At 59.5% G+C, this 24227-nt stretch carries 30 protein-coding genes; 18 read left to right on the forward strand and 12 right to left on the reverse strand.

Translation table 11 applies throughout. The annotated features are described in order from the left end of the window. Positions 1–47: 47 nt before the first annotated feature. Together AC1ROI_RS10215 and tldD are read left to right on the forward strand one after the other, a co-directional pair. Entirely contained in the window at positions 48–908 is an 861-nt protein-coding gene (locus tag AC1ROI_RS10215) for a carbon-nitrogen hydrolase family protein (RefSeq protein ID WP_010463351.1), read from the forward strand. A gap of 4 nt (positions 909–912) precedes the next feature. Then, a complete protein-coding gene (gene tldD, locus AC1ROI_RS10220; RefSeq protein WP_010463350.1) occupies positions 913–2355 on the forward strand; it encodes a metalloprotease TldD in 1443 nt (480 codons plus the stop codon). A 49-nt stretch (positions 2356–2404) separates the two neighbouring features. On the opposite strand, the gene yjgA is transcribed toward tldD, so the two are convergent. Beyond that, positions 2405–2929, reverse strand: a complete 525-nt coding sequence (gene yjgA / locus AC1ROI_RS10225; RefSeq protein ID WP_010463348.1) for a ribosome biogenesis factor YjgA — start codon at positions 2927–2929, stop codon at positions 2405–2407. A 108-nt stretch (positions 2930–3037) separates the two neighbouring features. Here yjgA and pmbA point away from each other — a divergent pair, with 108 nt between their 5' ends. From pmbA to AC1ROI_RS10255, 6 genes are all read left to right on the forward strand, one after another. Continuing rightward, entirely contained in the window at positions 3038–4384 is a 1347-nt protein-coding gene (pmbA, locus tag AC1ROI_RS10230) for a metalloprotease PmbA (protein ID WP_010463346.1), read from the forward strand. Between the two features lie 248 nt (positions 4385–4632). Then, positions 4633–5046 (forward strand): FagA protein, encoded by a 414-nt coding sequence (locus AC1ROI_RS10235; protein ID WP_077747419.1) that lies wholly within the window; start codon positions 4633–4635, stop codon positions 5044–5046. Continuing rightward, entirely contained in the window at positions 5021–6403 is a 1383-nt protein-coding gene (locus tag AC1ROI_RS10240; RefSeq protein ID WP_102595293.1) for a class II fumarate hydratase, read from the forward strand. The genes AC1ROI_RS10235 and AC1ROI_RS10240 overlap by 26 nt, the downstream gene beginning before the upstream one ends. A gap of 27 nt (positions 6404–6430) precedes the next feature. After that, on the forward strand, positions 6431–6859 hold the full coding sequence (locus tag AC1ROI_RS10245; protein ID WP_102595292.1) for a DUF2753 family protein: 429 nt from the start codon (positions 6431–6433) through the stop codon (positions 6857–6859). A 1-nt stretch (position 6860) separates the two neighbouring features. Beyond that, positions 6861–7472, forward strand: a complete 612-nt coding sequence (locus tag AC1ROI_RS10250) for a superoxide dismutase (RefSeq protein WP_083375016.1) — start codon at positions 6861–6863, stop codon at positions 7470–7472. A 30-nt stretch (positions 7473–7502) separates the two neighbouring features. Beyond that, entirely contained in the window at positions 7503–8396 is an 894-nt protein-coding gene (locus AC1ROI_RS10255) for a ZIP family metal transporter (RefSeq protein WP_102595291.1), read from the forward strand. An 8-nt stretch (positions 8397–8404) separates the two neighbouring features. Here the strand turns inward: AC1ROI_RS10255 and AC1ROI_RS10260 are convergent, their stop codons facing one another. The 10 genes from AC1ROI_RS10260 to AC1ROI_RS10305 all read right to left on the reverse strand — a co-directional run bounded on the left by AC1ROI_RS10260 (position 8405) and on the right by AC1ROI_RS10305 (position 15432). Continuing rightward, complete coding sequence (locus tag AC1ROI_RS10260) at positions 8405–8680, reverse strand: HPr family phosphocarrier protein (protein WP_010463334.1); 276 nt, start codon at positions 8678–8680, stop codon at positions 8405–8407. A 15-nt stretch (positions 8681–8695) separates the two neighbouring features. Beyond that, the gene (gene rapZ / locus AC1ROI_RS10265) at positions 8696–9553 is read right to left on the reverse strand and encodes an RNase adapter RapZ (protein ID WP_010463332.1); all 858 of its coding nucleotides are present in this window, start codon (positions 9551–9553) and stop codon (positions 8696–8698) included. 2 nt (positions 9554–9555) lie between these two features. Beyond that, on the reverse strand, positions 9556–10020 hold the full coding sequence (ptsN, locus tag AC1ROI_RS10270) for a PTS IIA-like nitrogen regulatory protein PtsN (RefSeq protein WP_010463330.1): 465 nt from the start codon (positions 10018–10020) through the stop codon (positions 9556–9558). A 12-nt stretch (positions 10021–10032) separates the two neighbouring features. Beyond that, a complete protein-coding gene (hpf, locus tag AC1ROI_RS10275; RefSeq protein ID WP_007941242.1) occupies positions 10033–10341 on the reverse strand; it encodes a ribosome hibernation-promoting factor, HPF/YfiA family in 309 nt (102 codons plus the stop codon). A 74-nt stretch (positions 10342–10415) separates the two neighbouring features. Beyond that, the gene (locus AC1ROI_RS10280) at positions 10416–11909 is read right to left on the reverse strand and encodes an RNA polymerase factor sigma-54 (protein WP_010463324.1); all 1494 of its coding nucleotides are present in this window, start codon (positions 11907–11909) and stop codon (positions 10416–10418) included. A gap of 184 nt (positions 11910–12093) precedes the next feature. Beyond that, positions 12094–12819 carry an LPS export ABC transporter ATP-binding protein gene (gene lptB, locus AC1ROI_RS10285; RefSeq protein WP_010463322.1) on the reverse strand — a complete coding sequence of 242 codons (726 nt, stop codon included), beginning with the start codon at positions 12817–12819 and terminating at the stop codon, positions 12094–12096. Then, complete coding sequence (gene lptA, locus AC1ROI_RS10290) at positions 12819–13367, reverse strand: lipopolysaccharide transport periplasmic protein LptA (protein ID WP_042932376.1); 549 nt, start codon at positions 13365–13367, stop codon at positions 12819–12821. The genes lptB and lptA overlap by 1 nt, the downstream gene beginning before the upstream one ends. Continuing rightward, a complete protein-coding gene (gene lptC, locus AC1ROI_RS10295; protein WP_010463318.1) occupies positions 13354–13926 on the reverse strand; it encodes an LPS export ABC transporter periplasmic protein LptC in 573 nt (190 codons plus the stop codon). Before lptC ends, lptA begins: the two co-directional genes overlap by 14 nt. Positions 13927–13933: 7 nt before the next feature. Then, positions 13934–14458, reverse strand: a complete 525-nt coding sequence (locus AC1ROI_RS10300) for a KdsC family phosphatase (RefSeq protein ID WP_007941249.1) — start codon at positions 14456–14458, stop codon at positions 13934–13936. Continuing rightward, entirely contained in the window at positions 14458–15432 is a 975-nt protein-coding gene (locus AC1ROI_RS10305) for a KpsF/GutQ family sugar-phosphate isomerase (RefSeq protein WP_010463314.1), read from the reverse strand. The genes AC1ROI_RS10300 and AC1ROI_RS10305 overlap by 1 nt, the downstream gene beginning before the upstream one ends. A gap of 277 nt (positions 15433–15709) precedes the next feature. Here AC1ROI_RS10305 and AC1ROI_RS10310 point away from each other — a divergent pair, with 277 nt between their 5' ends. The 10 genes from AC1ROI_RS10310 (at position 15710) to hisC (ending at position 23663) form a co-directional block, all read left to right on the forward strand. Further along, positions 15710–16519 carry an ATP-binding cassette domain-containing protein gene (locus AC1ROI_RS10310; protein WP_010463312.1) on the forward strand — a complete coding sequence of 270 codons (810 nt, stop codon included), beginning with the start codon at positions 15710–15712 and terminating at the stop codon, positions 16517–16519. Continuing rightward, a complete protein-coding gene (gene mlaE, locus AC1ROI_RS10315; RefSeq protein ID WP_010463310.1) occupies positions 16519–17316 on the forward strand; it encodes a lipid asymmetry maintenance ABC transporter permease subunit MlaE in 798 nt (265 codons plus the stop codon). Before AC1ROI_RS10310 ends, mlaE begins: the two co-directional genes overlap by 1 nt. Further along, positions 17316–17783, forward strand: coding sequence for an outer membrane lipid asymmetry maintenance protein MlaD (gene mlaD, locus AC1ROI_RS10320; protein WP_010463308.1), 468 nt, complete (start codon positions 17316–17318; stop codon positions 17781–17783). Before mlaE ends, mlaD begins: the two co-directional genes overlap by 1 nt. 11 nt (positions 17784–17794) lie before the next feature. Beyond that, on the forward strand, positions 17795–18448 hold the full coding sequence (locus tag AC1ROI_RS10325; protein WP_010463306.1) for an MlaC/ttg2D family ABC transporter substrate-binding protein: 654 nt from the start codon (positions 17795–17797) through the stop codon (positions 18446–18448). After that, entirely contained in the window at positions 18445–18750 is a 306-nt protein-coding gene (locus tag AC1ROI_RS10330; RefSeq protein WP_010463303.1) for an STAS domain-containing protein, read from the forward strand. The genes AC1ROI_RS10325 and AC1ROI_RS10330 overlap by 4 nt, the downstream gene beginning before the upstream one ends. Before the next feature lie 114 nt (positions 18751–18864). Continuing rightward, entirely contained in the window at positions 18865–19104 is a 240-nt protein-coding gene (locus AC1ROI_RS10335; RefSeq protein WP_007912386.1) for a BolA family protein, read from the forward strand. 22 nt (positions 19105–19126) lie between these two features. Further along, complete coding sequence (gene murA / locus AC1ROI_RS10340; protein WP_010463300.1) at positions 19127–20392, forward strand: UDP-N-acetylglucosamine 1-carboxyvinyltransferase; 1266 nt, start codon at positions 19127–19129, stop codon at positions 20390–20392. A gap of 128 nt (positions 20393–20520) precedes the next feature. Beyond that, entirely contained in the window at positions 20521–21156 is a 636-nt protein-coding gene (hisG, locus tag AC1ROI_RS10345) for an ATP phosphoribosyltransferase (RefSeq protein WP_007901570.1), read from the forward strand. Positions 21157–21282: 126 nt separating this feature from the next. Then, positions 21283–22608 carry a histidinol dehydrogenase gene (gene hisD / locus AC1ROI_RS10350; RefSeq protein ID WP_010463296.1) on the forward strand — a complete coding sequence of 442 codons (1326 nt, stop codon included), beginning with the start codon at positions 21283–21285 and terminating at the stop codon, positions 22606–22608. 2 nt (positions 22609–22610) lie between these two features. Continuing rightward, positions 22611–23663 (forward strand): histidinol-phosphate transaminase, encoded by a 1053-nt coding sequence (gene hisC, locus AC1ROI_RS10355; RefSeq protein ID WP_102595290.1) that lies wholly within the window; start codon positions 22611–22613, stop codon positions 23661–23663. Between the two features lie 73 nt (positions 23664–23736). On the opposite strand, the gene AC1ROI_RS10360 is transcribed toward hisC, so the two are convergent. Further along, positions 23737–24135, reverse strand: a complete 399-nt coding sequence (locus AC1ROI_RS10360) for a hypothetical protein (protein ID WP_083375013.1) — start codon at positions 24133–24135, stop codon at positions 23737–23739. Positions 24136–24227 lie beyond the last annotated feature (92 nt).

Consider the following 24227-nt stretch of genomic DNA (forward strand, 5'->3'; position numbering starts at 1 on the left):
AGCCTCGCTCCTACAGGGTTGTGTTGATTCCCGATAAGGAAAAGGCCATGTCTTTTGCGGTGATTCAAATGGTCAGCCAGAGCGACGTGCTGGCCAACCTGGCCCGGGCCCGGCATCTGCTCGAAGAGGCGGCGGCGGGTGGCGCGCAGCTGGCGGTACTGCCGGAAAACTTCGCCGCCATGGGCCGTCGCGACATTGCTGACATCGGCCGCGCCGAGGCGTTGGGTGAAGGTCCGATCCTGCCGTGGTTGAAACAGACCGCCCGTGACCTCAAGTTATGGATAGTGGCCGGCACGTTGCCGTTGCCGCCGTTGGGCCATCCGACGTCCAAGGCGCATGCCTGTTCGTTGCTGGTCAATGATCAGGGCGAAACGGTGGCGCGCTACGACAAGCTGCACCTGTTCGACGTTGATGTGGCAGACAATCGCGGGCGTTATCGCGAATCCGATGACTATGCTTATGGCAGTGGGATTGTGGTGGCGGACACGCCCGTCGGCCGGGTCGGCCTGACAGTGTGTTACGACCTGCGTTTCCCGGAGTTGTACAGCGAATTGCGGGCTGCGGGCGCGCAATTGATTACCGCACCGTCGGCATTTACCGCGGTGACCGGCGCAGCACATTGGGAGGTGCTGATTCGCGCGCGGGCCATCGAGACTCAATGTTATGTGCTCGCGGCCGCCCAGGGTGGGACGCATCCGGGACCGCGAGAAACCTGGGGGCACGCTGCAATCGTCGACCCTTGGGGACGCGTGCTGGCACAACAGGATCAAGGCGAGGCCGTGCTGCTGGCCGAACGCGATAGCAGCGAACAGGCGTCCATCAGGACGCGGATGCCGGTGTCCAGTCACCGGCGCTTTTTCTCGCAGGGCGCACAGCGACCTGCCCGGAACGACGAATTTAAGGCGTAAACATATGAGCGAGTTGTTGTCCTCCGTCAGTGAACACCTCCTGGCGCCCGGTGGCGTAACGATCGAGAGCCTGCAAGGTGTGCTCGGCGATCTGGCCGGTCCGGGCATCGATGCGGCGGATCTGTATTTCCAGGGGCAGATTTCCGAGTCCTGGGCGCTGGAAGACGGGATCGTCAAGGAGGGCAGCTTCAACCTCGACCAAGGCGTGGGCGTGCGTGCGCAATCGGGTGAAAAAACCGGTTTCGCCTACAGCAATGCCATCACCCTGGAAGCCCTCGGCGCTGCGGCCCGGGCGGCACGTTCGATCTCCCGCGCCGGGCAGAATGGCACGGTGCAGGCGTTCACCTCGGCGGACGTCACCCAGTTGTACGGGCCGGACAACCCGCTGGAAGTGATGAGCCGCGCGGAAAAAGTCGAACTGCTCAAGCGCATCGACGTCGCGACTCGCGCCCTCGACCCGCGTATCCAGCAAGTCACCGTGAGCATGGCCGGCGTCTGGGAGCGCATTCTTGTCGCTTCGACCGACGGTAGCCTGGCCGCCGATGTGCGGCCGCTGGTGCGCTTCAACGTCAGCGTGATTGTCGAGCAAAACGGTCGCCGCGAGCGCGGTGGTCATGGCGGTGGCGGTCGTACCGATTACCGCTATTTCCTCAGCGATGACCGTGCCATGGGCTACGCCCGTGAAGCGCTGCGTCAGGCGCTGGTCAACCTTGAAGCCATTCCTGCGCCGGCCGGTACGTTGCCGGTGGTGTTGGGTTCGGGCTGGTCCGGCGTGCTGCTGCACGAAGCGGTCGGCCACGGTCTGGAAGGTGATTTCAACCGCAAGGGCAGTTCGGCCTACAGCGGGCGCATGGGCGAGATGGTTGCGTCCAAGCTGTGCACCATCGTCGATGACGGCACGCTGGCCGGTCGTCGTGGCTCCCTGAGCGTCGACGACGAAGGCACCCCGACCGAGTGCACCACATTGATCGAAAACGGCGTGCTCAAGGGTTACATGCAAGACAAGCTCAACGCACGCCTGATGGGCGTGGCCCGCACCGGCAACGGTCGTCGTGAGTCCTATGCGCATCTGCCGATGCCACGGATGACCAACACCTACATGCTGGCCGGCGAAAGCGACCCGGAAGAAATCATCAAGTCGGTCAAGCGCGGCATCTATTGCGCCAACCTCGGCGGCGGGCAGGTGGACATCACCAGCGGCAAGTTCGTGTTCTCCACCAGCGAAGCGTACCTGATCGAAGACGGCAAAATCACTGCCCCGGTCAAAGGCGCGACGTTGATCGGCAACGGCCCGGAAGCCATGAGCAAGGTGTCGATGGTCGGTAACGATCTGGCGCTGGACAGTGGCGTGGGGACGTGTGGCAAGGATGGGCAGTCGGTGCCGGTGGGTGTCGGCCAGCCAACACTGAAAATCGATGCGATCACTGTGGGTGGCACAGGATCGTAAAAGGATGGAGCTTCGGGTGAGCCGCTTGGCGACTCACCCGATTCGAGATTTAACGCAGGCCGCGTTGAGTCTCGTCCAGCTCACGGATGTACTTGAAGATTTTACGGCTCGATGCCGGTGGCTTGTTGGTCGCCAGTTCGTGCTGGGCCTGACGGATCAGGGAGCGCAACTGCTGACGATCAGCCTCCGGGTAGTCGAGCACGAACTTCTCCAGGACCGCATCGTCGCCCGCGATCAAGCGATCGCGCCAGCGTTCCAGGCCATGGAAACGTTCGTTGTACTGCCGGGTGGAGGCATCGAGTTGATCGAGCAGCGCCAGAATGGCGTCAGTGTCCTGATCGCGCATCAGTTTGCCGATGAACATAAGGTGCCGTTTACGCGCGATATTCGCGGTGTGCTTGGGCGCATCAGCCAGTGCCCGGCGCATAGCGTCGGTCAACGGCAGTTTTGCCAGCAAGTCAGGCTTGAGCGTTGTAAGGCGCTCGCCGAGGTCAACCAGAGCATGAAGCTCGCGTTTAACCTGGGATTTGCTTTTTTCTCCCGTATCGAGGGAGTCGTCGTAAGAATCAACCATGGTGGCCGTCCGCAAAGAAACGCCGCCATGATAACCAGTCGGGGGCCGCTTGTCCGGCCCGGTCGCTCGAAGGCCCCAGCCGAAAGCAGAATTTGAGTGGAGAACAGCATGAGTGCAGTTGAAAGCGTCGGCCCACAAGCGTTGCCGGCACTGCAAGAACAAGTCGAGCAGATCATCGCTGAAGCCAAGCGTCAGGGGGCCAGTGCCTGTGAAGTGGCCGTGTCCCTGGAGCAGGGCCTGTCCACCTCGGTGCGCCAGCGTGAAGTCGAAACCGTCGAATTCAACCGCGACCAGGGCTTTGGCATCACCTTGTACGTCGGTCAGCGCAAAGGCTCGGCCAGCACCTCGGCCAGTGGTCCTGAGGCGATTCGTGAAACCGTCGCGGCGGCGTTGGCCATCGCCAAGCACACCTCCGAAGACGAAGCTTCCGGCCTGGCAGATGCCGCGCTGATGGCCAGGGATCTGCAGGATTTCGACCTGTTCCATGAATGGGACATCACCCCGGAGCAGGCCATCGAGCAGGCGCTGACCTGCGAAGCCGCGGCATTTGCCGCCGACAGTAGGATCAAGAACGCCGACGGCACGACCCTCAGCACCCATCAAGGCTGTCGCGTTTACGGCAACAGCCACGGTTTTATTGGCGGTTATGCGTCGACCCGGCACAGCCTGAGCTGCGTGATGATCGCCGAGGCTGACGGCCAGATGCAGCGCGATTACTGGTACGACGTGAACCGTCAGGGTAACTTGTTGGCCGACCCGGTGAGCATCGGCCAGCGTGCCGCGCAACGGGCCGCGAGCCGATTGGGCGCGCGTCCGGTGCCGACCTGCGAAGTGCCGGTGCTGTTTTCCGCGGAACTGGCCGGTGGCTTGTTCGGCAGCTTCCTCTCGGCGATTTCCGGCGGCAGCCTGTATCGCAAATCGTCGTTCCTTGAAGGCACGCTGGGTCAGAAACTGTTCCCGGAATGGCTGACCATCGATGAGCGTCCACACTTGATGCGCGCCATGGGCAGTTCGGCGTTCGACGGTGATGGTCTGGCGACTTACGCCAAACCGTTCGTCGAGAAAGGCGAGTTGGTGTCCTACATCCTCGGCACTTACTCCGGGCGCAAGTTGGGCATGCCGAGCACCGCCAACGCGGGTGGCGTGCACAACCTGTTCGTCACCCATGGTGATGAAGACCAAGCCGCCTTGCTGCGCCGCATGGGGCGTGGCTTGCTGGTCACCGAGCTGATGGGCCAGGGCCTGAACATGGTCACCGGCGATTACTCCCGGGGCGCGGCGGGTTACTGGGTCGAGAACGGCGAAATCCAGTTCGCGGTCCAGGAAGTGACCATCGCCGGCAACATGCGCGACATGTTCAAGCAGATCGTTGCCGTCGGTAATGACCTGGAATTGCGCAGTAATATTCGCACCGGTTCGGTGTTGATCGAGCGGATGACCGTCGCGGGCAGCTAAACCCTTACCGCTAAGCAAAAAAGCGCGCCACCCATCAGGTGGCGCGCTTTTTTTATGTGCCATGCACCGTTCCCTGTGGGAGCGAGCCTGCTCGCGATAGCGGAGTGTCAGACGACACAGATATTGAATATTCGGTCGCCTTCGCGAGCAGGCTCGCTCCCACAATGGATTTCGGTGCGTGCTCTCGGGGTTGTTTTGGTTCTCATTATCATCTAATAATAAATCTCATTACCGAATGAGCCCGGATCATGAGTTCTGCCTTGCACGAGCAGCCTTACCTCGAAAGCTGGCGCTGGATGAGTCGCCAGATCCGTTGCGCGATGGACCCCGACGAGCCGCGCCTGATCGAACATTACCTGGCTGAAGGCCGGTATCTGGCGTGTTGCACGGCCACTTCTCCCTGGACCATCGCCGAGACGTCCTTCCGTTTGTTGCTCGACACCGCCGCCGATGTCGCGCTGCCGTGGCACTGGCGGACTTACTGCCTCGACCAAGCCTGGCGCCCGCTGCGCGAACTCGAACGCCTCTCTCTGTGCAAATGCCGCCTCAAACGCTGGCAAAGCTACACCTGGCAACTGGCGATCTGCGAGTTACAGCCCTCGATTCCCCTAAACGAACTGGTGCAAGGATTTTCTGATGACAGACCCTCAGACTCGTATTGAGCGCGACAGCATGGGCGAGCTTCAAGTCCCGGTGGACGCCCTCTATGGCGCACAGACCCAACGTGCGGTGGATAACTTCCCGATCAGCGGCAAGCCGATGCCAGTGCAGTTCATCCGGTCGCTGATTCTGGCCAAAGCCGCCGCTGCCCGTGCCAATGTCGAGCTCAAGCAAATCAGCGAATCCCAGGGCAAAGCCATCGTCGATGCGTCACTGGGGCTGCTTCAGGGCGACTTCATGCAGCACTTCCCGGTGGACATCTTCCAGACCGGTTCCGGCACCAGTTCCAACATGAACGCCAACGAAGTGATTGCCACCCTGGCCAGCCGCTTGCTTGGCGAGCCGGTGAACCCTAATGATCATGTGAACTGCGGTCAAAGCAGCAACGACATTGTCCCGACCACCATCCATGTCAGCGCTGCACTTGCCTTGCATGAGCAGCTGCTGCCGGCGCTGGTGGGTCTGGTGCAGGTCATCGAGCGAAAGGCTGAAGAGGTTCATCACCACGTCAAAACCGGTCGCACGCACTTGATGGACGCCATGCCGGTGCGCATGAGTCAGGTCCTGAATGGCTGGGCGCAGCAGCTCAAGGCCAACATCGGTCACTTGCAGGACTTGCTGCCGAGCCTGCAATCCCTGGCTCAGGGCGGTACGGCGGTCGGCACCGGGATCAATGCACATCCGCAATTCGCAGCGCGTTTCAGCCAACAGCTGAGCGAGCTGACCCACGTTCAGTTCACACCGGGCAAGGATCTGTTTGCGCTGATCGGCTCCCAGGACACCGCGGTGGCGGTCTCCGGCCAGCTTAAAGCGACAGCGGTTTCGTTGATGAAAATCGCCAACGACCTGCGCTGGATGAACTCCGGCCCGCTGGCCGGCCTCGGCGAAATCGAACTTGAAGCCTTGCAGCCGGGCTCTTCGATCATGCCCGGCAAGGTCAACCCGGTGATCCCGGAAGCCACTGCCATGGTCGCCGCCCAAGTGATCGGCAATGACACAGTCATCACCATCGCCGGTCAGTCAGGCAATTTCGAGCTGAACGTGATGCTGCCGATCATCGCCCAGAACCTGCTGAGCAGCATCGAATTGCTGGCCAACTCAAGTCATCTGCTGGGTGAGAAGGCCATCGCCAGCTTCAAGGTCAACGAATCTCGAATCAAAGAGGCGCTGTCGCGCAACCCGATTCTGGTGACCGCACTCAACCCGATCATTGGTTACCAAAAAGCCGCTGAAATCGCCAAGAAGGCCTATCAACAGGGGCGTCCGGTGATCGATGTCGCCCTGGAGCACACCGACCTGACGCGCAGCCAACTGGAAGAATTACTCAACCCAGAGAAGCTCACCGCAGGCGGCGTGTAATCACCGCTACCGCTTTGGAGGCTCACCATGGAGCACTGGAAACGCACGATCGAAAGGGCCAATCGCCATTTCATGCTGGGCGAATTGGTCGATGCCCGCGAGGCTTACTTGCAGGCACTTGCCCTGGCCCAGGTGTTGTTCGAGCGCTGGGCGGATGCCGACGAAGCGGTGGCGGCCTGCGTGATTTCCCATCACAACCTGGCGGATCTGCATTTGCGTCTGAACCAGCCGGAGGAGAGCGCCGAATATTTGTGCGCGATCCATCAGCGGTTGTTGCAAACCCTGCAGGACCCGCGCCTGCCCCCGGCACTGCGTGAAGCCGCAAAGCACCAAAGCAGCAAAACCTATGTCGAGCTGCTGAATTTCATCAGCGACCACGGCGAATATCCGCGCACCCACCGTTTGCTGCACACCGATACCGCATCGTCTGCGCCTCTACACCATGGAGTCCATTGAAATGGCTTTTACCTTGCCTGCCCTGCCTTACGCTTACGATGCCCTGGAACCGCATATCGATGCGCAGACCATGGAGATCCATTACACCAAGCACCACCAGACCTACATCAATAATCTCAACGCCGCGGTCGAAGGCACCGAATTTGCCGAGTGGTCGGTGGAAAAACTGGTCGCCAGCGTCCGGCAGCTGCCGGAAAAACTCCGCGCGGCGGTGATCAATCAGGGCGGCGGCCACGCCAACCATTCGCTGTTCTGGGAAGTGATGGCGCCTCACGGTGGCGGCAAACCCGAAGGTGCGCTGGCCAAGGCGATTGATGAGCAACTGGGTGGCCTGGACAGTTTCAAGGATGCCTTCACCAAAGCTGCGCTGACCCGCTTTGGCAGTGGCTGGGCCTGGCTCAGCGTCACGCCGCAAAAGACCCTGATAGTGGAAAGTAGCGGCAACCAGGACAGCCCGCTGATGAATGGCAATACGCCGATCCTTGGCCTGGATGTGTGGGAGCACGCTTACTACCTGCAATATCAGAACCGTCGTCCGGAATACATCAATGCGTTCTACAACGTGATCAATTGGCCTGAAGTCGCTACGCGTTATCAGGCTGCGCTGGTTTAAGTCCTCTATAAAAACAATCCAAGGCTGACTATGGGCACTGAAACACTGACGTTTGGCAGCGGACGAATGTTTCGTTACGCGTTGGGATCGCTGTTGCTGCTGGCGGGCATGTCGTTGTTGGTCGCGCACGGACTGGCGTGGCTCGATCTCGAACCCAAGCTACTGCGTGCACTGCAGGGCGGGGCGATTTGTGCCCTGGGCACTGCGTTGGGTGCGGTTCCGGTGCTGGTGATTCGCCGCATGCCGCAGGCGGTCAGCGATACGTTGCTCGGTTTTGGTGCCGGAGTGATGCTCGCGGCGACGGCGTTTTCGCTGATCGTTCCGGGGATCTCGGCTGCTGAAAGCCTGGGGCTGACACCCTGGGCGGCCAGTGGCCTTATCAGCTTCGGCATCATGCTTGGCGCGTTCGGGCTGTTTCTGGTGGACCGTAAAGTGTCGGGCGCCTCGCCGGAAATGCTCGTTGGAGCCCTGGAGCGCCCGGTCATCCCGCCACGGATCTGGTTGTTTGTATTTGCCATCATTGCCCATAACATCCCCGAAGGCATGGCAGTCGGGGTTTCGGCCGGTGGTGGGATGCCGGATGCTGACAGCCTGGCTATGGGCATTGCGTTGCAGGATGTGCCGGAAGGGTTGGTGATTGCGCTGGTACTGGCAGGGGCGGGGATGTCGCGGGTCAAAGCTTTCCTGATCGGTGCGGCATCAGGTCTGGTGGAGCCGGTCTTTGCGCTGTTGTGCGCCTGGCTGGTGAGCCTGGCCGAATTGCTGTTGCCGTTAGGGTTGGCGTTGGCGGCGGGGGCGATGTTGCTGGTGGTCACCCATGAAGTGATTCCCGAGTCGCGGCGCAATGGTCACGACAAGCTGGCGAGTCTTGGGTTGTTGATCGGGTTTTGTTTGATGATGGTGATGGATACGGCGCTCGCTTAGGCGAATGTTCAACCGCCTTCGTCGAAGAAGTTATTGATCAGTGCGACCAGCGCATCCATCGCTTCCTGTTCCTGCTCGCCTTCAGTGCTCAGGTGGATTTTGGTGCCCTTGCCGGCGGCGAGCATCATCATGGCCATGATGCTTTTGCCATCGACCGCGGATTCTGGCGTACGACCTACTCTGATGGTGCAACCCGGGAACTGACCCGCAACGCCAACGAATTTTGCCGAAGCGCGGGCATGAAGGCCCAGCTTGTTGATGATTTCAATTTCCCGAGCAGGCATCGCGATGTGAATCCTTTAGCTGAGGTCGCGGTGGCGAACCTGGACGTTCTTCAGGGATTGTTGCAGGACCTGGCCCAGACGTTCGGTCAGGTAGACGGAGCGGTGGTGCCCGCCGGTGCAGCCAATGGCGATGGTGACATAAGCGCGGTTGCTGGCGGCAAAGCGCGGCAACCACTTGAGCAGGTACGTGGAGATGTCCTGGAACATCTCTTCGACGTCCGGTTGTGCCGCCAGGTATTCGGCCACCGGTTGATCAAGCCCGGATTGGTCGCGCAATTCCGGCTTCCAGTAAGGGTTGGGCAGGCAGCGCACGTCGAACACCAGGTCTGCATCAACCGGCATGCCCCGCTTGAACCCGAAAGACTCCACCAGGAACGCCGTGCCCGCTTCCGGCTGGTTCAGCAGACGCAGCTTGATGGTATCGCGCAGCTGATACAGGTTCAGGTTGGTGGTATTCACCTTGAGGTCCGCCAGATCGGCGATCGGACCCAGCAGGGCACTTTCGTCCTGAATTGCCTCGGCCAGCGAGCGATTGGCGTTGCTCAGCGGGTGGCGGCGGCGGGTTTCCGAGAAGCGTTTGAGCAACGTTTCTTCGTCGGCGTCCAGGTACAGCACATCACACTTGATATGCCGGCTGCGGACTTCTTCAAGCAATTCCGGAAACCGCGACAGGTGACTCGGCAGGTTGCGAGCATCGATGGATACCGCGACCAGCGGTTGTGCCAGCTCGGTATGAATCAGCGCGCGCTCGGCCAGTTCCGGCAGCAATCCGGCGGGCAGGTTGTCGATGCAGTAGTAGCCGTTGTCCTCGAGAACATCGAGTGCGGTACTTTTACCTGAGCCGGATCGGCCACTGACGATGATCAAGCGCATGGTTAATGACCGTTTTGCTCGTCCAGGACAACCTGATACAAGGCTTCATTGCTCGGGGCGCTGCGCAGTTTTTCGCGCACTTCCTTGCGGTCGAGCATGCTGGCGATCTGGCGCAGTAACTCCAGGTGCGCATCGGTAGCGGCTTCCGGGACCAGCAGAACGAACAGCAGGTCAACCGGGGCGCCGTCGATGGCGTCGAAATCAATGGGTGCATCAAGGTGCATCAGGGCGCTGATGGGCAAGGTGCAGCCCTTCAGGCGGCAGTGGGGAATGGCGATGCCGTTGCCAAAACCGGTTGAGCCGAGTTTTTCACGGGCAATCAGAGCCTCGAAGACATCTTGCATCTCCAGATCCGGCACTTCTTTGTGGATAAGGTTGGCAATTTGCTCGAGGGCTTTCTTTTTACTGCCGCCCGGCACGTTCACGAGGGAACGGCCGGGGGTCAGGATGCTTTCAAGTCGGATCATGGGTTGGGAGTGTTAACGACCGGTCGCGCCCTGGAGGAGGCTTTGGGTCTTTTCCTTATGCTTTTTGAGTTGTTTATCCAGCTTGTCGGTCAGTGCGTCGATCGCCGCGTACATATCGGTATGCTCCGCGTTTGCGACCACTTCATTGCCGGGAATATGCAGCGTGGCTTCGATTTTCTGCTTGAGCTTTTCGACCGTCATCGTGACCTGCACGTTGGTGATCTTGTCGAAATGCCTCTCTAATCGTTCGAGTTTTTCGCCGATGTAGGTGCGAAGAGGTTCGGTCACTTCCAGTTGGTGTCCACTGATGTTGACTTGCATACAGCTTCTCCTTCGTTGCCAGTGCATAAAGCGGCAGGCAGAAATGCCTGCCACTGGAACGCTGTGGCGTGGCTCTACATCAACCGCTTGCGTTCGCTCGAAGGCGCGATCCCGAGGGATTCGCGGTACTTGGCGACGGTGCGGCGAGCCACCTGAATGCCTTGTGCCTCCAGTAAACCAGCGATCTTGCTGTCACTCAACGGCTTTTTCTGATTTTCCGCGGCAACCAGTTTTTTGATGATCGCGCGGATCGCTGTGGACGAGCATTCACCGCCTTCGGAGGTGCTGACGTGGCTGGAGAAAAAGTATTTCAGTTCATATATGCCCCGAGGGGTATGCATGAATTTTTGCGTGGTGACCCGTGAAATCGTCGACTCGTGCATCCCCACCGCTTCGGCGATGTCATGCAGGACCAGCGGCTTCATCGCTTCGTCGCCGTATTCAAGAAAGCCGCGCTGATGCTCGACGATCTGAGTGGCTACTTTCATCAGGGTTTCGTTGCGGCTTTGCAGGCTCTTGATGAACCAGCGGGCCTCTTGCAACTGATTGCGCATGAAGGTGTTGTCGGCGCTGGTGTCGGCGCGGCGCACAAAACCGGCGTATTGGGCGTTGACCCGCAGCCGTGGCACCGATTCCTGGTTCAGCTCGACCAGCCAGCGCTCATTGTCCTTGCGCACGATCACGTCAGGGACAACATATTCGGCTTCACTGGACTCGATCTGCGAGCCCGGGCGCGGGTTGAGGCTCTGCACCAGCTCGATGACCTGGCGCAGTTCATCTTCCTTGAGCTTCATGCGACGCATGAGCTGGCTGTAATCGCGGCTGCCGAGCAGGTCGATGTAGTCGGTGACCAGGCGTTTCGCTTCGGCCAGCCAAGGCGTCTTGGCTGGCAGTTGGCGCAATTGCAGCAGCAGGCATTCGCCCAGGTTGCGGGCGCCAATGCCGGCCGGTTCGAATTGCTGGATGCGGTGCAGGACGGCTTCGATTTCGTCCAGTTCGATGTCCAGTTCCGGATCGAAGGCCTCGAGAATTTCCTCGAGGGTTTCGTCCAGGTAGCCCTGATTGTTGATGCAGTCGATCAGGGTCACGGCGATCAGACGATCGGTGTCGGACATCGGTGCCAGGTTCAGTTGCCACAACAAATGGCTTTGCAGGCTTTCGCCGGCCGATGTGCGGGTGGTGAAATCCCACTCGTCGTCATCGTTGCTCGGCAAGCTGCTGGCACTGGTCTGGTAGACGTCTTCCCACGCGGTATCAACGGGCAGCTCGTTGGGAATGCGCTCGTTCCAGTCGCCTTCCTCGAGGTTATCCACCGTCGGGGCGGTTTCCTGGTAGGAGGGTTCCGAAATGTCGGCGTTGGGGAGCTGTTCGGCTTTGTCGGCCAAGGGGTCGGCGTTATCGAAGTCGTCGCCTTCTTCCTGGCGTTCGAGCATCGGATTGGACTCCAGGGCCTCCTGGATTTCCTGTTGCAGGTCCAGGGTCGACAATTGGAGCAGGCGGATGGCCTGTTGCAGCTGCGGTGTCATCGTCAGCTGCTGGCCCATTCTCAAGACTAGCGATGGTTTCATGGCAGGGGCTTAACACCTTATTCGCCGGCGCACATGCGCCATCCACTACAGGGCGCCGGAGCGCCAAACATAAGCAAATTATATGCCCGAAACTGCAGCGTTTGCCTAGAGCGCTGTAACAATAAAAAAGTATTGATTTTTTATCGCGACGAGCGCTCGGACAATCAGCCAGACACCTTACTGCTTAAAGGCGGAATTCATGGCCCAGATACACTTCCTTGACCAGTTCGTTGGCCAGGATGGTGGCGGAGTCACCTTCGGCGATCAGTTGACCATCGTTGACGATGTAGGCGGTTTCGCAGATATCCAGGGTTTCACGGACGTTGTGGTCAGTGATCAGCACGCCAATGCCTTTGGCCTTGAGGTGGTAGATGATCTGCTTGATGTCGCCCACCGAAATAGGGTCCACACCGGCGAATGGTTCGTCGAGGAGGATGAATTTCGGGTTGGTGGCCAGTGCCCGGGCGATTTCCACCCGACGACGTTCACCACCGGACAGGCTCATGCCTAGGTTGTCGCGGATGTGGCTGATGTGGAATTCCTGCAGCAGGCTTTCCAGTTCCTTGCGACGCTCGGCCTTGTCGAGTTCCTTGCGGGTCTCGAGGATGGCCATGATGTTATCGGCGACCGAGAGTTTACGGAAGATCGACGCTTCTTGCGGAAGATAGCCGATACCGGCCTTCGCACGACCATGCATTGGCTGGTGGCTGACGTCCAGGTCGTCGATCAGCACGCGACCCTGATCGGCCTGCACCAGGCCGACGATCATGTAGAAACAGGTGGTCTTGCCGGCGCCGTTAGGGCCTAGCAGGCCGACGATTTGACCGCTGTCGATGGACAGGCTGACGTCACGCACGACCTGGCGGCTCTTGTAGCTCTTGGCCAGATGCTGAGCTTTCAGAGTTGCCATTAAGGAGCCTTTTTCGCGTCGTTTTTCGGCTTGGGCTGGATCACCATGTCGATGCGCGGACGCGACTCGGTAACCTTGCTACCCGTAGCACGCCCGGCGCTCGCAAGCTTTTTCTGGGTGTCGTAGACGATTTTCTCGCCCTGGGTGACGTTGTTGTCCTTGTCGACGACTTTTGCCTTGTCGATCAGCACGACGCGGTTTTGCGAGGCGTGGTACTGGATGGTCACGCCCCAGCCCTGAACAGGCTTGGTGTCGCCGGCCGTCTGCATCTGCTCGAAGTAGGCGAGGTTGCCCACCGAGGTCACCACGTCGATGTCGCCAGCCGGGGTACGGGTGATGGTCACGGTATTACCGGTGACCTTCATCGAGCCCTGAGTGATGATCACGTCACCTTTATAGGTGGCAACGCCATTCTTGTCGTCCAGTTGGGCGTCGTCGGCCTGAATGCGGATAGGCTGCTCTTGATCGTTCGGCAGAGCCCAGGCGCTCACGCTTCCCAGTGCTGCGCCCAGACTGAGCAAAATAGGGAGAGTTTTAACGAGCCTCATACTGTCCTCTTACGTTCGATAGCAGGTGTATCCTGCTTTCTTTCAAATACGCTTTCATTCCGTTGCCTGTCGATACACCGCCAGCGCCGTCGATTCTAACGGGTTGATCGGTCTGCGCATATTGCTGCTGCGGGAACACCGTCATTCGGGTGGTGGTAATCAGGGTTCGGCGGTTTTTCTCGTCGAAACGGGTGATGCGCACCGAGTCGATCAGCTCGACCTGAGTGCCGTCCGGGTTGACTTCGCCGCGCTCACTCTGGACGTGCCACGGAAACTGCGTACCGCGAAACATGTTCAGGTCAGGGTTGGTCAGCAACGTCACCTCGCTCGCTTTCAGGTGTTCGACCTTGTCGGACGTCATTTCGTATTGCAGTTTGCCGTCCGGCAGGTACTGAACGCTGTGGGCGTTGAGGGCGTAATAGTCGATTGCGCTTTCATCGACCGTGACCACCGGCTTGTCGAGGAAGCGTTCCGGGCTGATGTTCCAGTAGCCGACCGCGGCGAACAGCGCCGCGATGCAGCCGAACACCAGGATGTTACGAATCTTTTTGCTCAGCATAATGGGCTCACAGGTACGCGGCGTTGGCCGCATCGAGGCGGCCCTGGGCGCGCAGGATCAATTCACAGAATTCGCGAGCGGCACCCTCGCCACCACGGGCCAGGGTGATGCCATGGGCGTGTTCACGCACGAAGCTGGCAGCGTTTGCTACGGCCATGCCCAGACCCACGCGGCGAATCACCGGCAGGTCCGGCAAGTCGTCGCCCAGGTAGGCGACCTGTTCATAGCTTAGGTTGAGTTGGGCAAGAAGTTCGTCGAGCACCACCAGTTTGTCTTCACGACCCTGGTAGAGGTGTGGAATGCCGAGGTTCTTCGCCCGCCGTTCGACCACCGGGGTCTTGCGGCCGCTGATGATAGCGGTCTGCACGCCGGCTGCCATCAACATCTTGATGCCTTGACCGTCTAGGGTGTTGAACGTCTTGAATTCGCTGCCGTCTTCGAGAAAGTACAGGCGCCCGTCGGTCAGCACGCCGTCGACGTCGAATACCGCGAGTTTGATCTGTTTGCCGCGTTGCAGCAGGTCCGTGCTCATTACATTACTCCCGCACGCAGCAAGTCGTGCATGTTCAAGGCGCCGACCGGGCGGTCTTCGCTGTCGACCACGACCAGTGCGTTGATCTTGTGGTCTTCCATGATTTTCAGGGCTTCGGCGGCGAGCATTTCGGCGCGAGCAGTCTTGCCGTGCGCGGTCATGACCTGATCGATGGTGGCGCTGTGGATGTCGATGCTGCGGTCCAGTGTGCGGCGCAAGTCACCGTCGGTGAAGATCCCGGCCAGTTTGCCATCGGCTTCCAGGATCACGGTCATGCCCAGGCCCTTGCGGGTCATTTCCATCAGCGCATCCTTGAGCAGCGTACCGCGCTGAACCTGCGGCAGCTCCTGGCCGGCGTGCATGACGTTTTCGACTTTCAGCAGCAGGCGTCGACCCAGCGCGCCGCCTGGATGGGAAAAGGCGAAGTCTTCAGCGGTAAAGCCCCGGGCCTCCAGTAGCGCAACGGCCAAGGCATCGCCCATGACCAGCGCGGCGGTGGTCGACGAGGTCGGTGCCAGGTTCAGCGGGCAGGCTTCGTGCTCTACGTGAACGTTGAGGTTGACCTCGGCGGCCTTGGCCAGCGGCGAGTCCGGGTTGCCGGTCACGCTGATCAATTTGATGCCCAGACGCTTGATCAGGGGCAGCAGGGTGACGATTTCATTGGTGGAGCCGGAGTTCGACAGCGCGAGGATGATGTCGTCGCGGGTGATCATGCCCATGTCGCCGTGGCTGGCTTCGGCCGGGTGCACGAAAAAGGCCGTGGTGCCGGTGCTGGCCAGGGTGGCGGCGATCTTGTTGCCGATGTGCCCCGATTTGCCCATGCCGACCACGACCACGCGGCCTTTGCTGTCCAGAATCATCTCGCAAGCGCGTACAAAATCTGCGTCGATATGGGGCAGCAAGCCTTGTACGGCTTCCAGTTCGAGGCGGATGGTGCGTTGTGCAGATTGAATCAGGTCGCTGGATTGGCTCATGTCAGAAATCGTATAGCCTGATGAAAAGGCGGCGATTATAGCGGTAATGATCAAAACCCTCACGCAAGTTCGTCACGCTTTGTCATTCCCTGTTACTGAATCCCTTCTGAACAAGGCTTTTTGCCTGTCAAGTTGCTGAACATGGGCCGGCGTGGGCCTTGGGCGCTTGGCCTTTGCAGTGATATAGTTCGCCGCCAGTTCGGCCTGCCCGTGGAGGTATGTGCTTTCGTCAGAAAGACAGGCGTCCGAGTGTGAGGCTGCATCGCAAGGAGTTTAGATGAGTGCCGATAACGCCTACGCGGTCGAGCTGAAGGGACTGTCCTTCAAGCGCGGTGCGCGCAGCATTTTCAATAACGTCGATATCCGTATCCCGCGCGGCAAGGTCACCGGCATCATGGGGCCTTCCGGGTGTGGCAAGACCACGCTGTTGCGGTTGATGGGCGCGCAGTTGCGGCCCACCAAGGGCGAAGTCTGGGTCAATGGCCAGAACCTGCCAAAGCTGTCGCGCAGCGATCTGTTCGATGCGCGCAAGCATATGGGTGTGCTGTTCCAGAGCGGCGCGCTGTTTACCGACCTCGACGTGTTCGAGAACGTCGCCTTTCCGCTGCGCGTTCATACCGAGCTGCCGGAAGAAATGATCCGTGACATCGTCCTGCTCAAATTGCAGGCCGTGGGGTTGCGTGGCGCCATCGAGCTGATGCCCGACGAACTGTCCGGTGGCATGAAGCGCCGTGTCGCGCTGGCGCGGGCGATTGCCCTCGATCCGCAGATCCTCATGTATGACGAACCCTTTGTCGGCCAGGACCCTATCGCCATGGGCGTGTTGGTGCGCCTGATCCGCTTGCTCAACGATGCGTTGGGCATCACCAGTATCGTGGTCTCCCATGATCTGGCCGAGACCGCCAGCATCGCCGACTACATCTATGTGGTGGGCGACGGCCAGGTGTTGGGGCAGGGCACTCCCGAGGAGCTGATGAACTCGCAGGAACCGCGGATTCGTCAATTCATGACCGGCGATCCCGACGGTCCGGTCGCATACCACTTTCCAGCGACGGATTACCGCGCAGATCTTCTGGGGAAGCGTTGATGCGCAAGATTTCACTATTGGAACGCGTGCGTCGGTTCGGCCATGCCGGCATCGATGTGCTGGCGGTGTTCGGCCGTTCGGCGATTTTCCTGTTTCATGCCTTGCTCGGTCGCGGTGGTATCGGCGGCGGCTTTGGCCTGCTGATCAAGCAACTGCATTCGGTGGGCGTGATGTCCCTGGTGATCATTGTGGTCTCCGGGGTGTTCATCGGCATGGTGCTGGCGCTGCAAGGCTTCAACATCCTGTCCAGCTACGGTTCGGAGCAGGCGGTGGGGCAGATGGTTGCGCTGACGCTGTTGCGCGAACTTGGCCCCGTGGTCACGGCACTGCTGTTCGCCGGGCGTGCAGGTTCGGCGCTGACCGCCGAAATCGGCAACATGAAGTCCACCGAACAGTTGTCCAGTCTGGAAATGATTGGCGTCGACCCGCTCAAGTACATCATTGCCCCGCGCCTGTGGGCCGGCTTCATTTCCCTGCCAGTGCTGGCGATGATTTTCAGCGTGGTGGGTATCTGGGGCGGTTCGTGGGTGGCTGTCGACTGGCTGGGTGTCTATGAAGGTTCCTACTGGTCCAACATGCAGAACAGCGTGACGTTCACCGATGATGTGCTCAACGGCATCATCAAGAGCATCGTCTTTGCCTTCGTCGTGACCTGGATCGCCGTATTCCAAGGCTATGACTGCGAGCCCACTTCCGAGGGGATCAGTCGTGCCACTACCAAGACCGTGGTGTACGCCTCTTTGGCTGTGCTCGGCCTGGACTTTATTTTGACCGCCTTGATGTTTGGAGATTTCTGATGCAAAACCGCACCCTGGAAATCGGTGTCGGCCTTTTCTTGCTGGCTGGCATCCTGGCTTTGCTGTTGCTAGCGTTGCGGGTCAGTGGCCTGTCCCCAAGTGCCACCACCGATACTTATAAACTTTATGCATATTTCGACAATATCGCCGGTTTGACGGTCAGAGCTAAAGTGACCATGGCCGGTGTGACCATCGGCAAGGTCACGGCGATCGATCTGGACCGCGACAGTTTCACCGGTCGAGTGACGATGCAGCTGGAAAAGCGCGTAGATAACCTGCCGACCGACTCCACTGCATCTATCCTGACCGCTGGCCTGTTGGGCGAGAAGTACATCGGCATCAGCGTGGGCGGCGAAGAAGGCTTGCTCAAGGATGGTGGAACCATCCACGACACCCAGTCGTCGCTGGTGCTCGAGGACCTGATCGGTAAATTCCTGCTCAATACCGTTAGCAAAGACGCCAAATGAGGAGCTTTTGAATGATCTCTACCTTGCGACGTGGCCTGTTGGTATTACTCGCGGCCCTGCCGTTGATGGCTAACGCCGTGGCAGCGCCCTCAGCGCACGAAATCGTGCAGGACACCACGACTCGGTTGCTTGCAGACCTGTCGGCCAACAAAGAGAAGTACAAGCAGGACCCACAAGACTTTTACACGGCGCTGAACACCATCGTCGGGCCGGTCGTGGATGCCGAGGGCATTTCCAAAAGCATCATGACGGTCAAATACTCGCGCAAAGCAACGCCGGCGCAGATGAAGACCTTCGAAGAAAACTTCAAGAGAGGTCTGTTCCAGTTCTATGGCAACGCCTTGCTCGAGTACAACAATCAGGGCATCACCGTCGACCCTGCCAAGGATGAGTCCGGAGACCGTACCAGCGTTGCCATGACGGTCAAAGGCTCCAACGGCTCGATCTATCCTGTGTCTTACACTCTCGAGAAAATCAACGGCGAGTGGAAACTGCGCAACGTGATCATCAACGGCATCAATATCGGCAAGCTGTTCCGCGATCAGTTCGCCGATGCGATGCAGCGCAATGGCAATGACCTGGACAAGACCATCAACGGTTGGGCCGGGGAAGTCGCCAAGGCCAAGGATAAAACCGCAGACGCCTCCGAGAAGTCTGCCCAATGAGTGTGTCGGCCATTCGCATGAGCGAAACCGGCGAGCTGCGACTGAGCGGCATGCTGGATTACCGCACCGGCCCTGGTCTGCGCAAGCAGGGGCAGGCGTTGATCAAGTCCAGCAAGGCCGCCGAACTGGTGGTTGATTGTTCGGCAGTGTTGAAGTCCAGCAGCGTAGGCTTGTCCCTGCTGCTGTGCTTCATGCGCGATGCAGAGGCGGCCGGCAAGGCGCTGAGCATCCGCGGAATGCCAGAAGACATGCGTGAAATCGCTCAGGTCAGCGAATTGACCGAGCTGTTGGCGCATCCCTAACCAGCATCTATAAAGAAGCCCCCCGTCAGAGTCCTGCTTCGCGGGGTTCGCAGGCGCGGGGCTTTTTTGTATGATGTCCGACCCGCGCGCACAGGGCGCCGATTGAGGTTGAGCATGCAGGCCGTAGAAGTGAAGAGCTTCCTTGAAGGAAAGCTGCCCGGAACGTTGGTAGAAGTTGAGGGCGAAGGCTGCAATTTCCAGCTGAACGTGATTAGCGATGAACTGGCGGCGTTAAGCCCGGTGAAGCGTCAGCAGCAGATCTATGCCCATTTGAACCCATGGATCACCGATGGCAGCATCCATGCGGTCACTATGAAATTTTTCAGCAGCGCGGCCTGGGCCGAGCGCACCTGAGCCCAAGGGCGTCGAGATTCTTATGGATAAATTGATTATTACTGGCGGCGTTCGTCTTGATGGCGAAATCCGCATCTCCGGGGCGAAGAACTCTGCCCTGCCGATCCTGGCTGCAACCCTGCTGTGCGATGGCCCGGTAACGGTTGCCAACCTGCCGCACCTGCACGACATCACCACCATGATCGAGCTGTTCGGCCGCATGGGCATTGAGCCGGTGATCGACGAGAAGCTCAGCGTCGAAATCGACCCGCGCACCATCAAGACCCTGATCGCACCGTATGAGCTGGTGAAAACCATGCGCGCATCGATCCTGGTGCTGGGCCCGATGGTTGCCCGTTTCGGTGAAGCCGAAGTCGCCCTGCCTGGCGGTTGCGCCATTGGTTCGCGTCCGGTTGACCTGCACATCCGTGGTCTCGAAGCCATGGGCGCGGTCATCGACGTCGAAGGCGGCTACATCAAGGCCAAGGCGCCAGAAGGCGGCTTGCGCGGTGCGCACTTCTTCTTCGACACCGTCAGCGTGACCGGTACCGAAAACATCATGATGGCCGCCGCCCTGGCCAAGGGCCGCAGCGTGTTGCAGAACGCCGCTCGCGAACCTGAAGTCATCGACCTGGCGAACTTCCTGATTGCCATGGGTGCCAAGATCACTGGCGCCGGCACCGACACCATCACCATCGATGGCGTTGAGCGTCTGCACCCGACCACCTACAAAGTGATGCCTGACCGTATTGAAACCGGCACCTATCTGGTGGCGGCAGCCGTCACCGGCGGTCGCGTGAAGGTCAAGGACACTGATCCGACCATCCTCGAAGCGGTTCTTGAGAAACTCAAGGAATCGGGCGCGGAAATCACCTGCGGCGAAGACTGGATCGAGCTGAACATGCACGGCAAGCGGCCAAAAGCCGTCAACGTGCGGACCGCTCCGTACCCGGCGTTCCCGACCGACATGCAGGCGCAGTTCATCTCCCTCAACGCCATTGCCGAAGGCACGGGCGCCGTGATCGAGACGATCTTCGAAAACCGCTTCATGCACGTTTACGAACTGCACCGCATGGGCGCCAAGATCCAGGTCGAAGGCAACACGGCCATCGTCACCGGTACCGAAAAGCTGAAAGGCGCGCCAGTGATGGCCACCGACCTGCGTGCTTCGGCCAGCCTGGTAATCTCGGCACTGATCGCCGAAGGCGACACCCTGATCGACCGCATCTACCACATCGACCGTGGTTACGAGTGCATCGAAGAGAAACTGCAGATGCTCGGCGCCAAGATTCGCCGCGTACCGGGCTAGTTTCTGCTGCATGGGCGCAGGGACGCGCCCGTTGAATTTGTTTCAAGTCGAGCCAGTTTCTGGCTCGATGTGTGTCCGGCGCCGTTTGCGACCGGGCATCAGTAGCCTGATAAGGACTGACGTTTCCCATGTTGACCATCGCACTGTCCAAGGGCCGCATCCTTGACGACACCCTGCCGCTTCTGGCTGAAGCGGGCATCGTGCCGACCGAGAATCCGGACAAGAGCCGCAAGTTGATCATCCCCACGACCCAGGCCGACGTGCGCCTGCTGATCGTGCGCGCCACCGATGTGCCGACCTACGTCGAGCATGGTGCCGCGGACCTGGGCGTCGCCGGTAAAGATGTGCTGATGGAATATGGTGGCCAGGGTCTTTACGAACCGCTGGACTTGCGAATTGCCCTCTGCAAGCTGATGACCGCCGGCCGTGTCGGTGATGTCGAACCCAAGGGCCGCCTGCGGGTAGCGACCAAGTTCGTCAACGTTGCCAAGCGTTACTACGCCGAGCAGGGCCGTCAGGTCGACATCATCAAGCTCTACGGCTCGATGGAACTGGCGCCGCTGATCGGTCTGGCGGACAAGATTATCGACGTGGTCGACACCGGTAACACCTTGCGTGCCAATGGCCTGGAACCCCAGGATTTCATCGCTGACATCAGCTCCCGGCTGATCGTCAACAAAGCGTCGATGAAAATGCAGCACGCCCGTATCCAGGCGTTGATCGACACCCTGCGCAAGGCAGTGGAGTCTCGACACCGCGGCTGATTCACCTGCGCGACGTTAAGTCGCGCCCGTCTATCCGCCTCATAGCCAGAATTCTCAGGTGCCCAAGCGGAAACGACTGCTAAGTTAGGGCGCCTGAGTTTTTGCCATTCCTATGAGGCTCTCGCTATGACCGCACCGACTGCAATTCGCCGACTCAATGCTGCTGACCCGGATTTCGCGCATCATCTGGATCATCTGCTGAGCTGGGAAAGTGTGTCTGACGACTCGGTCAATCAGCGAGTGCTGGACATCATCAAAGCCGTGCGCGAGCGTGGAGACGCAGCGCTGGTGGACTTCACCCGGCAGTTCGACGGCCTGGACGTTGCGTCCATGGCGGATCTGATCCTGCCGCGTGAACGCCTGGAACTGGCCCTGACCCGCATCACCGTGCCTCAGCGTGAAGCGCTGGAAAAAGCCGCGGCCCGCGTGCGCAGCTACCACGAAAAACAGAAACAGGATTCCTGGACCTACACCGAAGCTGATGGCACGGTGCTGGGCCAGAAGGTCACGCCACTGGATCGCGCCGGTCTGTACGTCCCGGGCGGCAAGGCGTCGTACCCATCCTCCGTGTTGATGAATGCAATTCCGGCCAAGGTCGCCGGCGTGACCGAAGTGGTCATGGTGGTGCCGACACCGCGCGGTGAACTCAACGAACTGGTGCTGGCGGCGGCGTGCATCGCCGGTGTTGACCGCGTTTTCACCATTGGCGGCGCGCAAGCGGTTGCCGCATTGGCTTACGGTACCGAAAGCGTGCCGAAGGTCGACAAGGTGGTTGGCCCGGGCAATATCTATGTCGCCACCGCCAAGCGCCATGTGTTCGGCCAGGTCGGCATCGACATGATCGCCGGTCCGTCGGAAATCCTCGTGGTGTGCGATGGCCATACCGATCCGGACTGGATCGCCATGGACCTGTTCTCCCAGGCCGAGCACGACGAAGACGCCCAGGCGATTCTGGTCAGCCCGGACGCCGAGTTCCTCGACAAGGTCGCGGCCAGCATCGCCAAACTGCTGCCGACCATGGAGCGCGCCCAGATCATCGAAACCTCGATCAATGGCCGTGGTGCGTTGATCAAGGTTCGCGACATGGAGCAGGCCATCGAAGTGGCCAACCGCATTGCGCCGGAACACCTGGAGTTGTCGGTCGCCGATCCGCAAGCCTGGCTGCCGCTGATCCGTCACGCCGGCGCGATCTTCATGGGCCGTCACACCTCCGAAGCCCTGGGCGATTACTGCGCAGGCCCGAACCACGTGTTGCCGACGTCCGGCACCGCGCGGTTCTCTTCGCCGCTGGGTGTGTACGACTTCCAGAAACGCTCGTCGATCATCTTCTGCTCCGAGCAGGGTGCGTCCGAACTGGGCAAGACCGCTTCCGTGCTGGCCCGTGGCGAGTCGCTGACTGCCCACGCCCGTAGCGCCGAATACCGCATTGTTGATGAGCAAAAGGGGAACTGAACATGAGTAAATTCTGGAGCCCGTTCGTCAAGGATCTGGTGCCTTACGTGCCGGGCGAGCAGCCGAAACTGGCGAAACTGGTGAAGCTCAACACCAACGAAAATCCTTACGGCCCATCGCCAAAAGCGCTGGCGGCGATGCAGACCGAACTCAACGACAACCTGCGTCTGTACCCGGACCCGAACAGCGATCTGCTGAAAAACGCCGTGGCTACGTATTACGGCGTGCAGACCAACCAGGTGTTCCTCGGCAACGGTTCCGATGAAGTCCTGGCGCACATCTTCCACGGCTTGCTGCAACACGACAAAGCAGTGCTGTTCCCGGACATCAGCTACAGCTTCTATCCGGTCTACTGCGGGTTGTATGGCATCCAGTTCGACGCGGTGCCGCTGGACGAGCAGTTCCAAATCAACCCGGCGGACTACGCCCGGCCAAACGGCGGGATCATCTTCCCGAACCCGAACGCACCGACCGGTTGCCTGCTGGCACTGGACGCGGTTGAGCAAATCCTCAAGGCCAGCCCGGATTCGGTGGTTGTGGTGGATGAGGCCTACATCGACTTCGGTGGCGAGACGGCGATCAGCCTGGTGGACCGTTATCCGAACCTGCTGGTGACTCAGACCTTGTCCAAATCCCGCTCGCTGGCCGGCCTGCGGGTGGGCCTGGCGGTGGGGCATCCGGATTTGATTGAGGCGCTGGAGCGGATCAAGAACAGCTTCAACTCCTATCCGCTGGATCGCCTGGCAAATGTCGGGGCGGCGGCGGCGTTCGAGGATCGCGAGTACTTCGACAAGACGTGCCGGTTGGTCATCGAGCATCGTGAGTGGGTGGTTGCGCAACTTGAAGCGAAGGGCTTTGAAGTGCTGCCGTCGGCGGCGAACTTCATTTTTGCCCGTCATCCAAAGCACGACGCGGCCGGGCTGGCGGCGAAATTGCGCGAGCAAGGCGTGATCGTCCGGCACTTCAAGCAAGAGAGGATTGCCCAGTTCCTGCGGATTTCCATCGGCACGCCGGAACAGAACCAGGCACTGATTGATGGTTTGGGGGATTTGTAAGGCGTCGGTCGGTAATGGGTGCACTGATCGGGCTTGGAAGTAGGAGCCTGATCAGTGCCGTCGCTGTAACGGATCAGCTTTGTTGTACGTCAAACTCGCCGGTAACTGTCCGCGGCGATGAATCATCTGTGATGAACTCAAATTCACCTTTGGCCTTTGTCATGCCTTCAGTGAACGTCACTGTTATCGAACCGGTTTTAACATGGTGGCTGTTCGTACCGTCAAAGAGAACCCACTTAGGATCGTTCTCGTTGAAATCATCTGGGTATTTTTTTGTTACTTTTTGATTGTCGACGATTCCAGTCGGAAATCCGATAAAAATTGAAAGCGTGTTTTTTGTCCCGCGGATATATCCAGCAGGTTTTTCCCCCGCAAACTTGTGAAGTTTAACTTCGGCCGCACTAAAGTGAGGGTCAACACTGATTGTTGCATTAAAAGTACCTGAGTCCTTTTGAGATTTTTGTGTGGCCATGAATAAAGCTCCCTTCGGTCAAATTAAGAGTGGAAGACAAAAGCGTCATTCCTCCTGCGGTATTAACGTTAACGACGGGAGCTTTCGAAAGG

The organism is Pseudomonas sp. GW823-FHT02C02 (assembly GCF_058797635.1).

What these genes read in the sequence shown, in the direction of transcription:
- AC1ROI_RS10330 (WP_010463303.1), top strand. Translation starts at nt 18,445, where the DNA reads ATGAGTGTGTCGGCCATTCGCATGAGCGAAACCGGCGAGCTGCGACTG.
- AC1ROI_RS10325 (WP_010463306.1), top strand. Translation starts at nt 17,795, where the DNA reads ATGATCTCTACCTTGCGACGTGGCCTGTTGGTATTACTCGCGGCCCTG.
- AC1ROI_RS10235 (WP_077747419.1), top strand. Translation starts at nt 4,633, where the DNA reads ATGAGTTCTGCCTTGCACGAGCAGCCTTACCTCGAAAGCTGGCGCTGG.
- AC1ROI_RS10335 (WP_007912386.1), top strand. Translation starts at nt 18,865, where the DNA reads ATGCAGGCCGTAGAAGTGAAGAGCTTCCTTGAAGGAAAGCTGCCCGGA.
- mlaE (WP_010463310.1), top strand. Translation starts at nt 16,519, where the DNA reads ATGCGCAAGATTTCACTATTGGAACGCGTGCGTCGGTTCGGCCATGCC.
- AC1ROI_RS10280 (WP_010463324.1), bottom strand. Translation starts at nt 11,909, where the DNA reads ATGAAACCATCGCTAGTCTTGAGAATGGGCCAGCAGCTGACGATGACA.
- tldD (WP_010463350.1), top strand. Translation starts at nt 913, where the DNA reads ATGAGCGAGTTGTTGTCCTCCGTCAGTGAACACCTCCTGGCGCCCGGT.
- AC1ROI_RS10360 (WP_083375013.1), bottom strand. Translation starts at nt 24,135, where the DNA reads ATGGCCACACAAAAATCTCAAAAGGACTCAGGTACTTTTAATGCAACA.
- AC1ROI_RS10310 (WP_010463312.1), top strand. Translation starts at nt 15,710, where the DNA reads ATGAGTGCCGATAACGCCTACGCGGTCGAGCTGAAGGGACTGTCCTTC.
- lptA (WP_042932376.1), bottom strand. Translation starts at nt 13,367, where the DNA reads ATGAGGCTCGTTAAAACTCTCCCTATTTTGCTCAGTCTGGGCGCAGCA.
- murA (WP_010463300.1), top strand. Translation starts at nt 19,127, where the DNA reads ATGGATAAATTGATTATTACTGGCGGCGTTCGTCTTGATGGCGAAATC.
- pmbA (WP_010463346.1), top strand. Translation starts at nt 3,038, where the DNA reads ATGAGTGCAGTTGAAAGCGTCGGCCCACAAGCGTTGCCGGCACTGCAA.
- AC1ROI_RS10260 (WP_010463334.1), bottom strand. Translation starts at nt 8,680, where the DNA reads ATGCCTGCTCGGGAAATTGAAATCATCAACAAGCTGGGCCTTCATGCC.
- AC1ROI_RS10300 (WP_007941249.1), bottom strand. Translation starts at nt 14,458, where the DNA reads ATGAGCACGGACCTGCTGCAACGCGGCAAACAGATCAAACTCGCGGTA.
- yjgA (WP_010463348.1), bottom strand. Translation starts at nt 2,929, where the DNA reads ATGGTTGATTCTTACGACGACTCCCTCGATACGGGAGAAAAAAGCAAA.
- hisC (WP_102595290.1), top strand. Translation starts at nt 22,611, where the DNA reads ATGAGTAAATTCTGGAGCCCGTTCGTCAAGGATCTGGTGCCTTACGTG.
- lptB (WP_010463322.1), bottom strand. Translation starts at nt 12,819, where the DNA reads ATGGCAACTCTGAAAGCTCAGCATCTGGCCAAGAGCTACAAGAGCCGC.
- hisD (WP_010463296.1), top strand. Translation starts at nt 21,283, where the DNA reads ATGACCGCACCGACTGCAATTCGCCGACTCAATGCTGCTGACCCGGAT.
- AC1ROI_RS10250 (WP_083375016.1), top strand. Translation starts at nt 6,861, where the DNA reads ATGGCTTTTACCTTGCCTGCCCTGCCTTACGCTTACGATGCCCTGGAA.
- hpf (WP_007941242.1), bottom strand. Translation starts at nt 10,341, where the DNA reads ATGCAAGTCAACATCAGTGGACACCAACTGGAAGTGACCGAACCTCTT.
- hisG (WP_007901570.1), top strand. Translation starts at nt 20,521, where the DNA reads ATGTTGACCATCGCACTGTCCAAGGGCCGCATCCTTGACGACACCCTG.
- ptsN (WP_010463330.1), bottom strand. Translation starts at nt 10,020, where the DNA reads ATGATCCGACTTGAAAGCATCCTGACCCCCGGCCGTTCCCTCGTGAAC.
- AC1ROI_RS10245 (WP_102595292.1), top strand. Translation starts at nt 6,431, where the DNA reads ATGGAGCACTGGAAACGCACGATCGAAAGGGCCAATCGCCATTTCATG.
- AC1ROI_RS10215 (WP_010463351.1), top strand. Translation starts at nt 48, where the DNA reads ATGTCTTTTGCGGTGATTCAAATGGTCAGCCAGAGCGACGTGCTGGCC.
- AC1ROI_RS10305 (WP_010463314.1), bottom strand. Translation starts at nt 15,432, where the DNA reads ATGAGCCAATCCAGCGACCTGATTCAATCTGCACAACGCACCATCCGC.
- mlaD (WP_010463308.1), top strand. Translation starts at nt 17,316, where the DNA reads ATGCAAAACCGCACCCTGGAAATCGGTGTCGGCCTTTTCTTGCTGGCT.
- rapZ (WP_010463332.1), bottom strand. Translation starts at nt 9,553, where the DNA reads ATGCGCTTGATCATCGTCAGTGGCCGATCCGGCTCAGGTAAAAGTACC.
- lptC (WP_010463318.1), bottom strand. Translation starts at nt 13,926, where the DNA reads ATGCTGAGCAAAAAGATTCGTAACATCCTGGTGTTCGGCTGCATCGCG.
- AC1ROI_RS10255 (WP_102595291.1), top strand. Translation starts at nt 7,503, where the DNA reads ATGGGCACTGAAACACTGACGTTTGGCAGCGGACGAATGTTTCGTTAC.
- AC1ROI_RS10240 (WP_102595293.1), top strand. Translation starts at nt 5,021, where the DNA reads ATGACAGACCCTCAGACTCGTATTGAGCGCGACAGCATGGGCGAGCTT.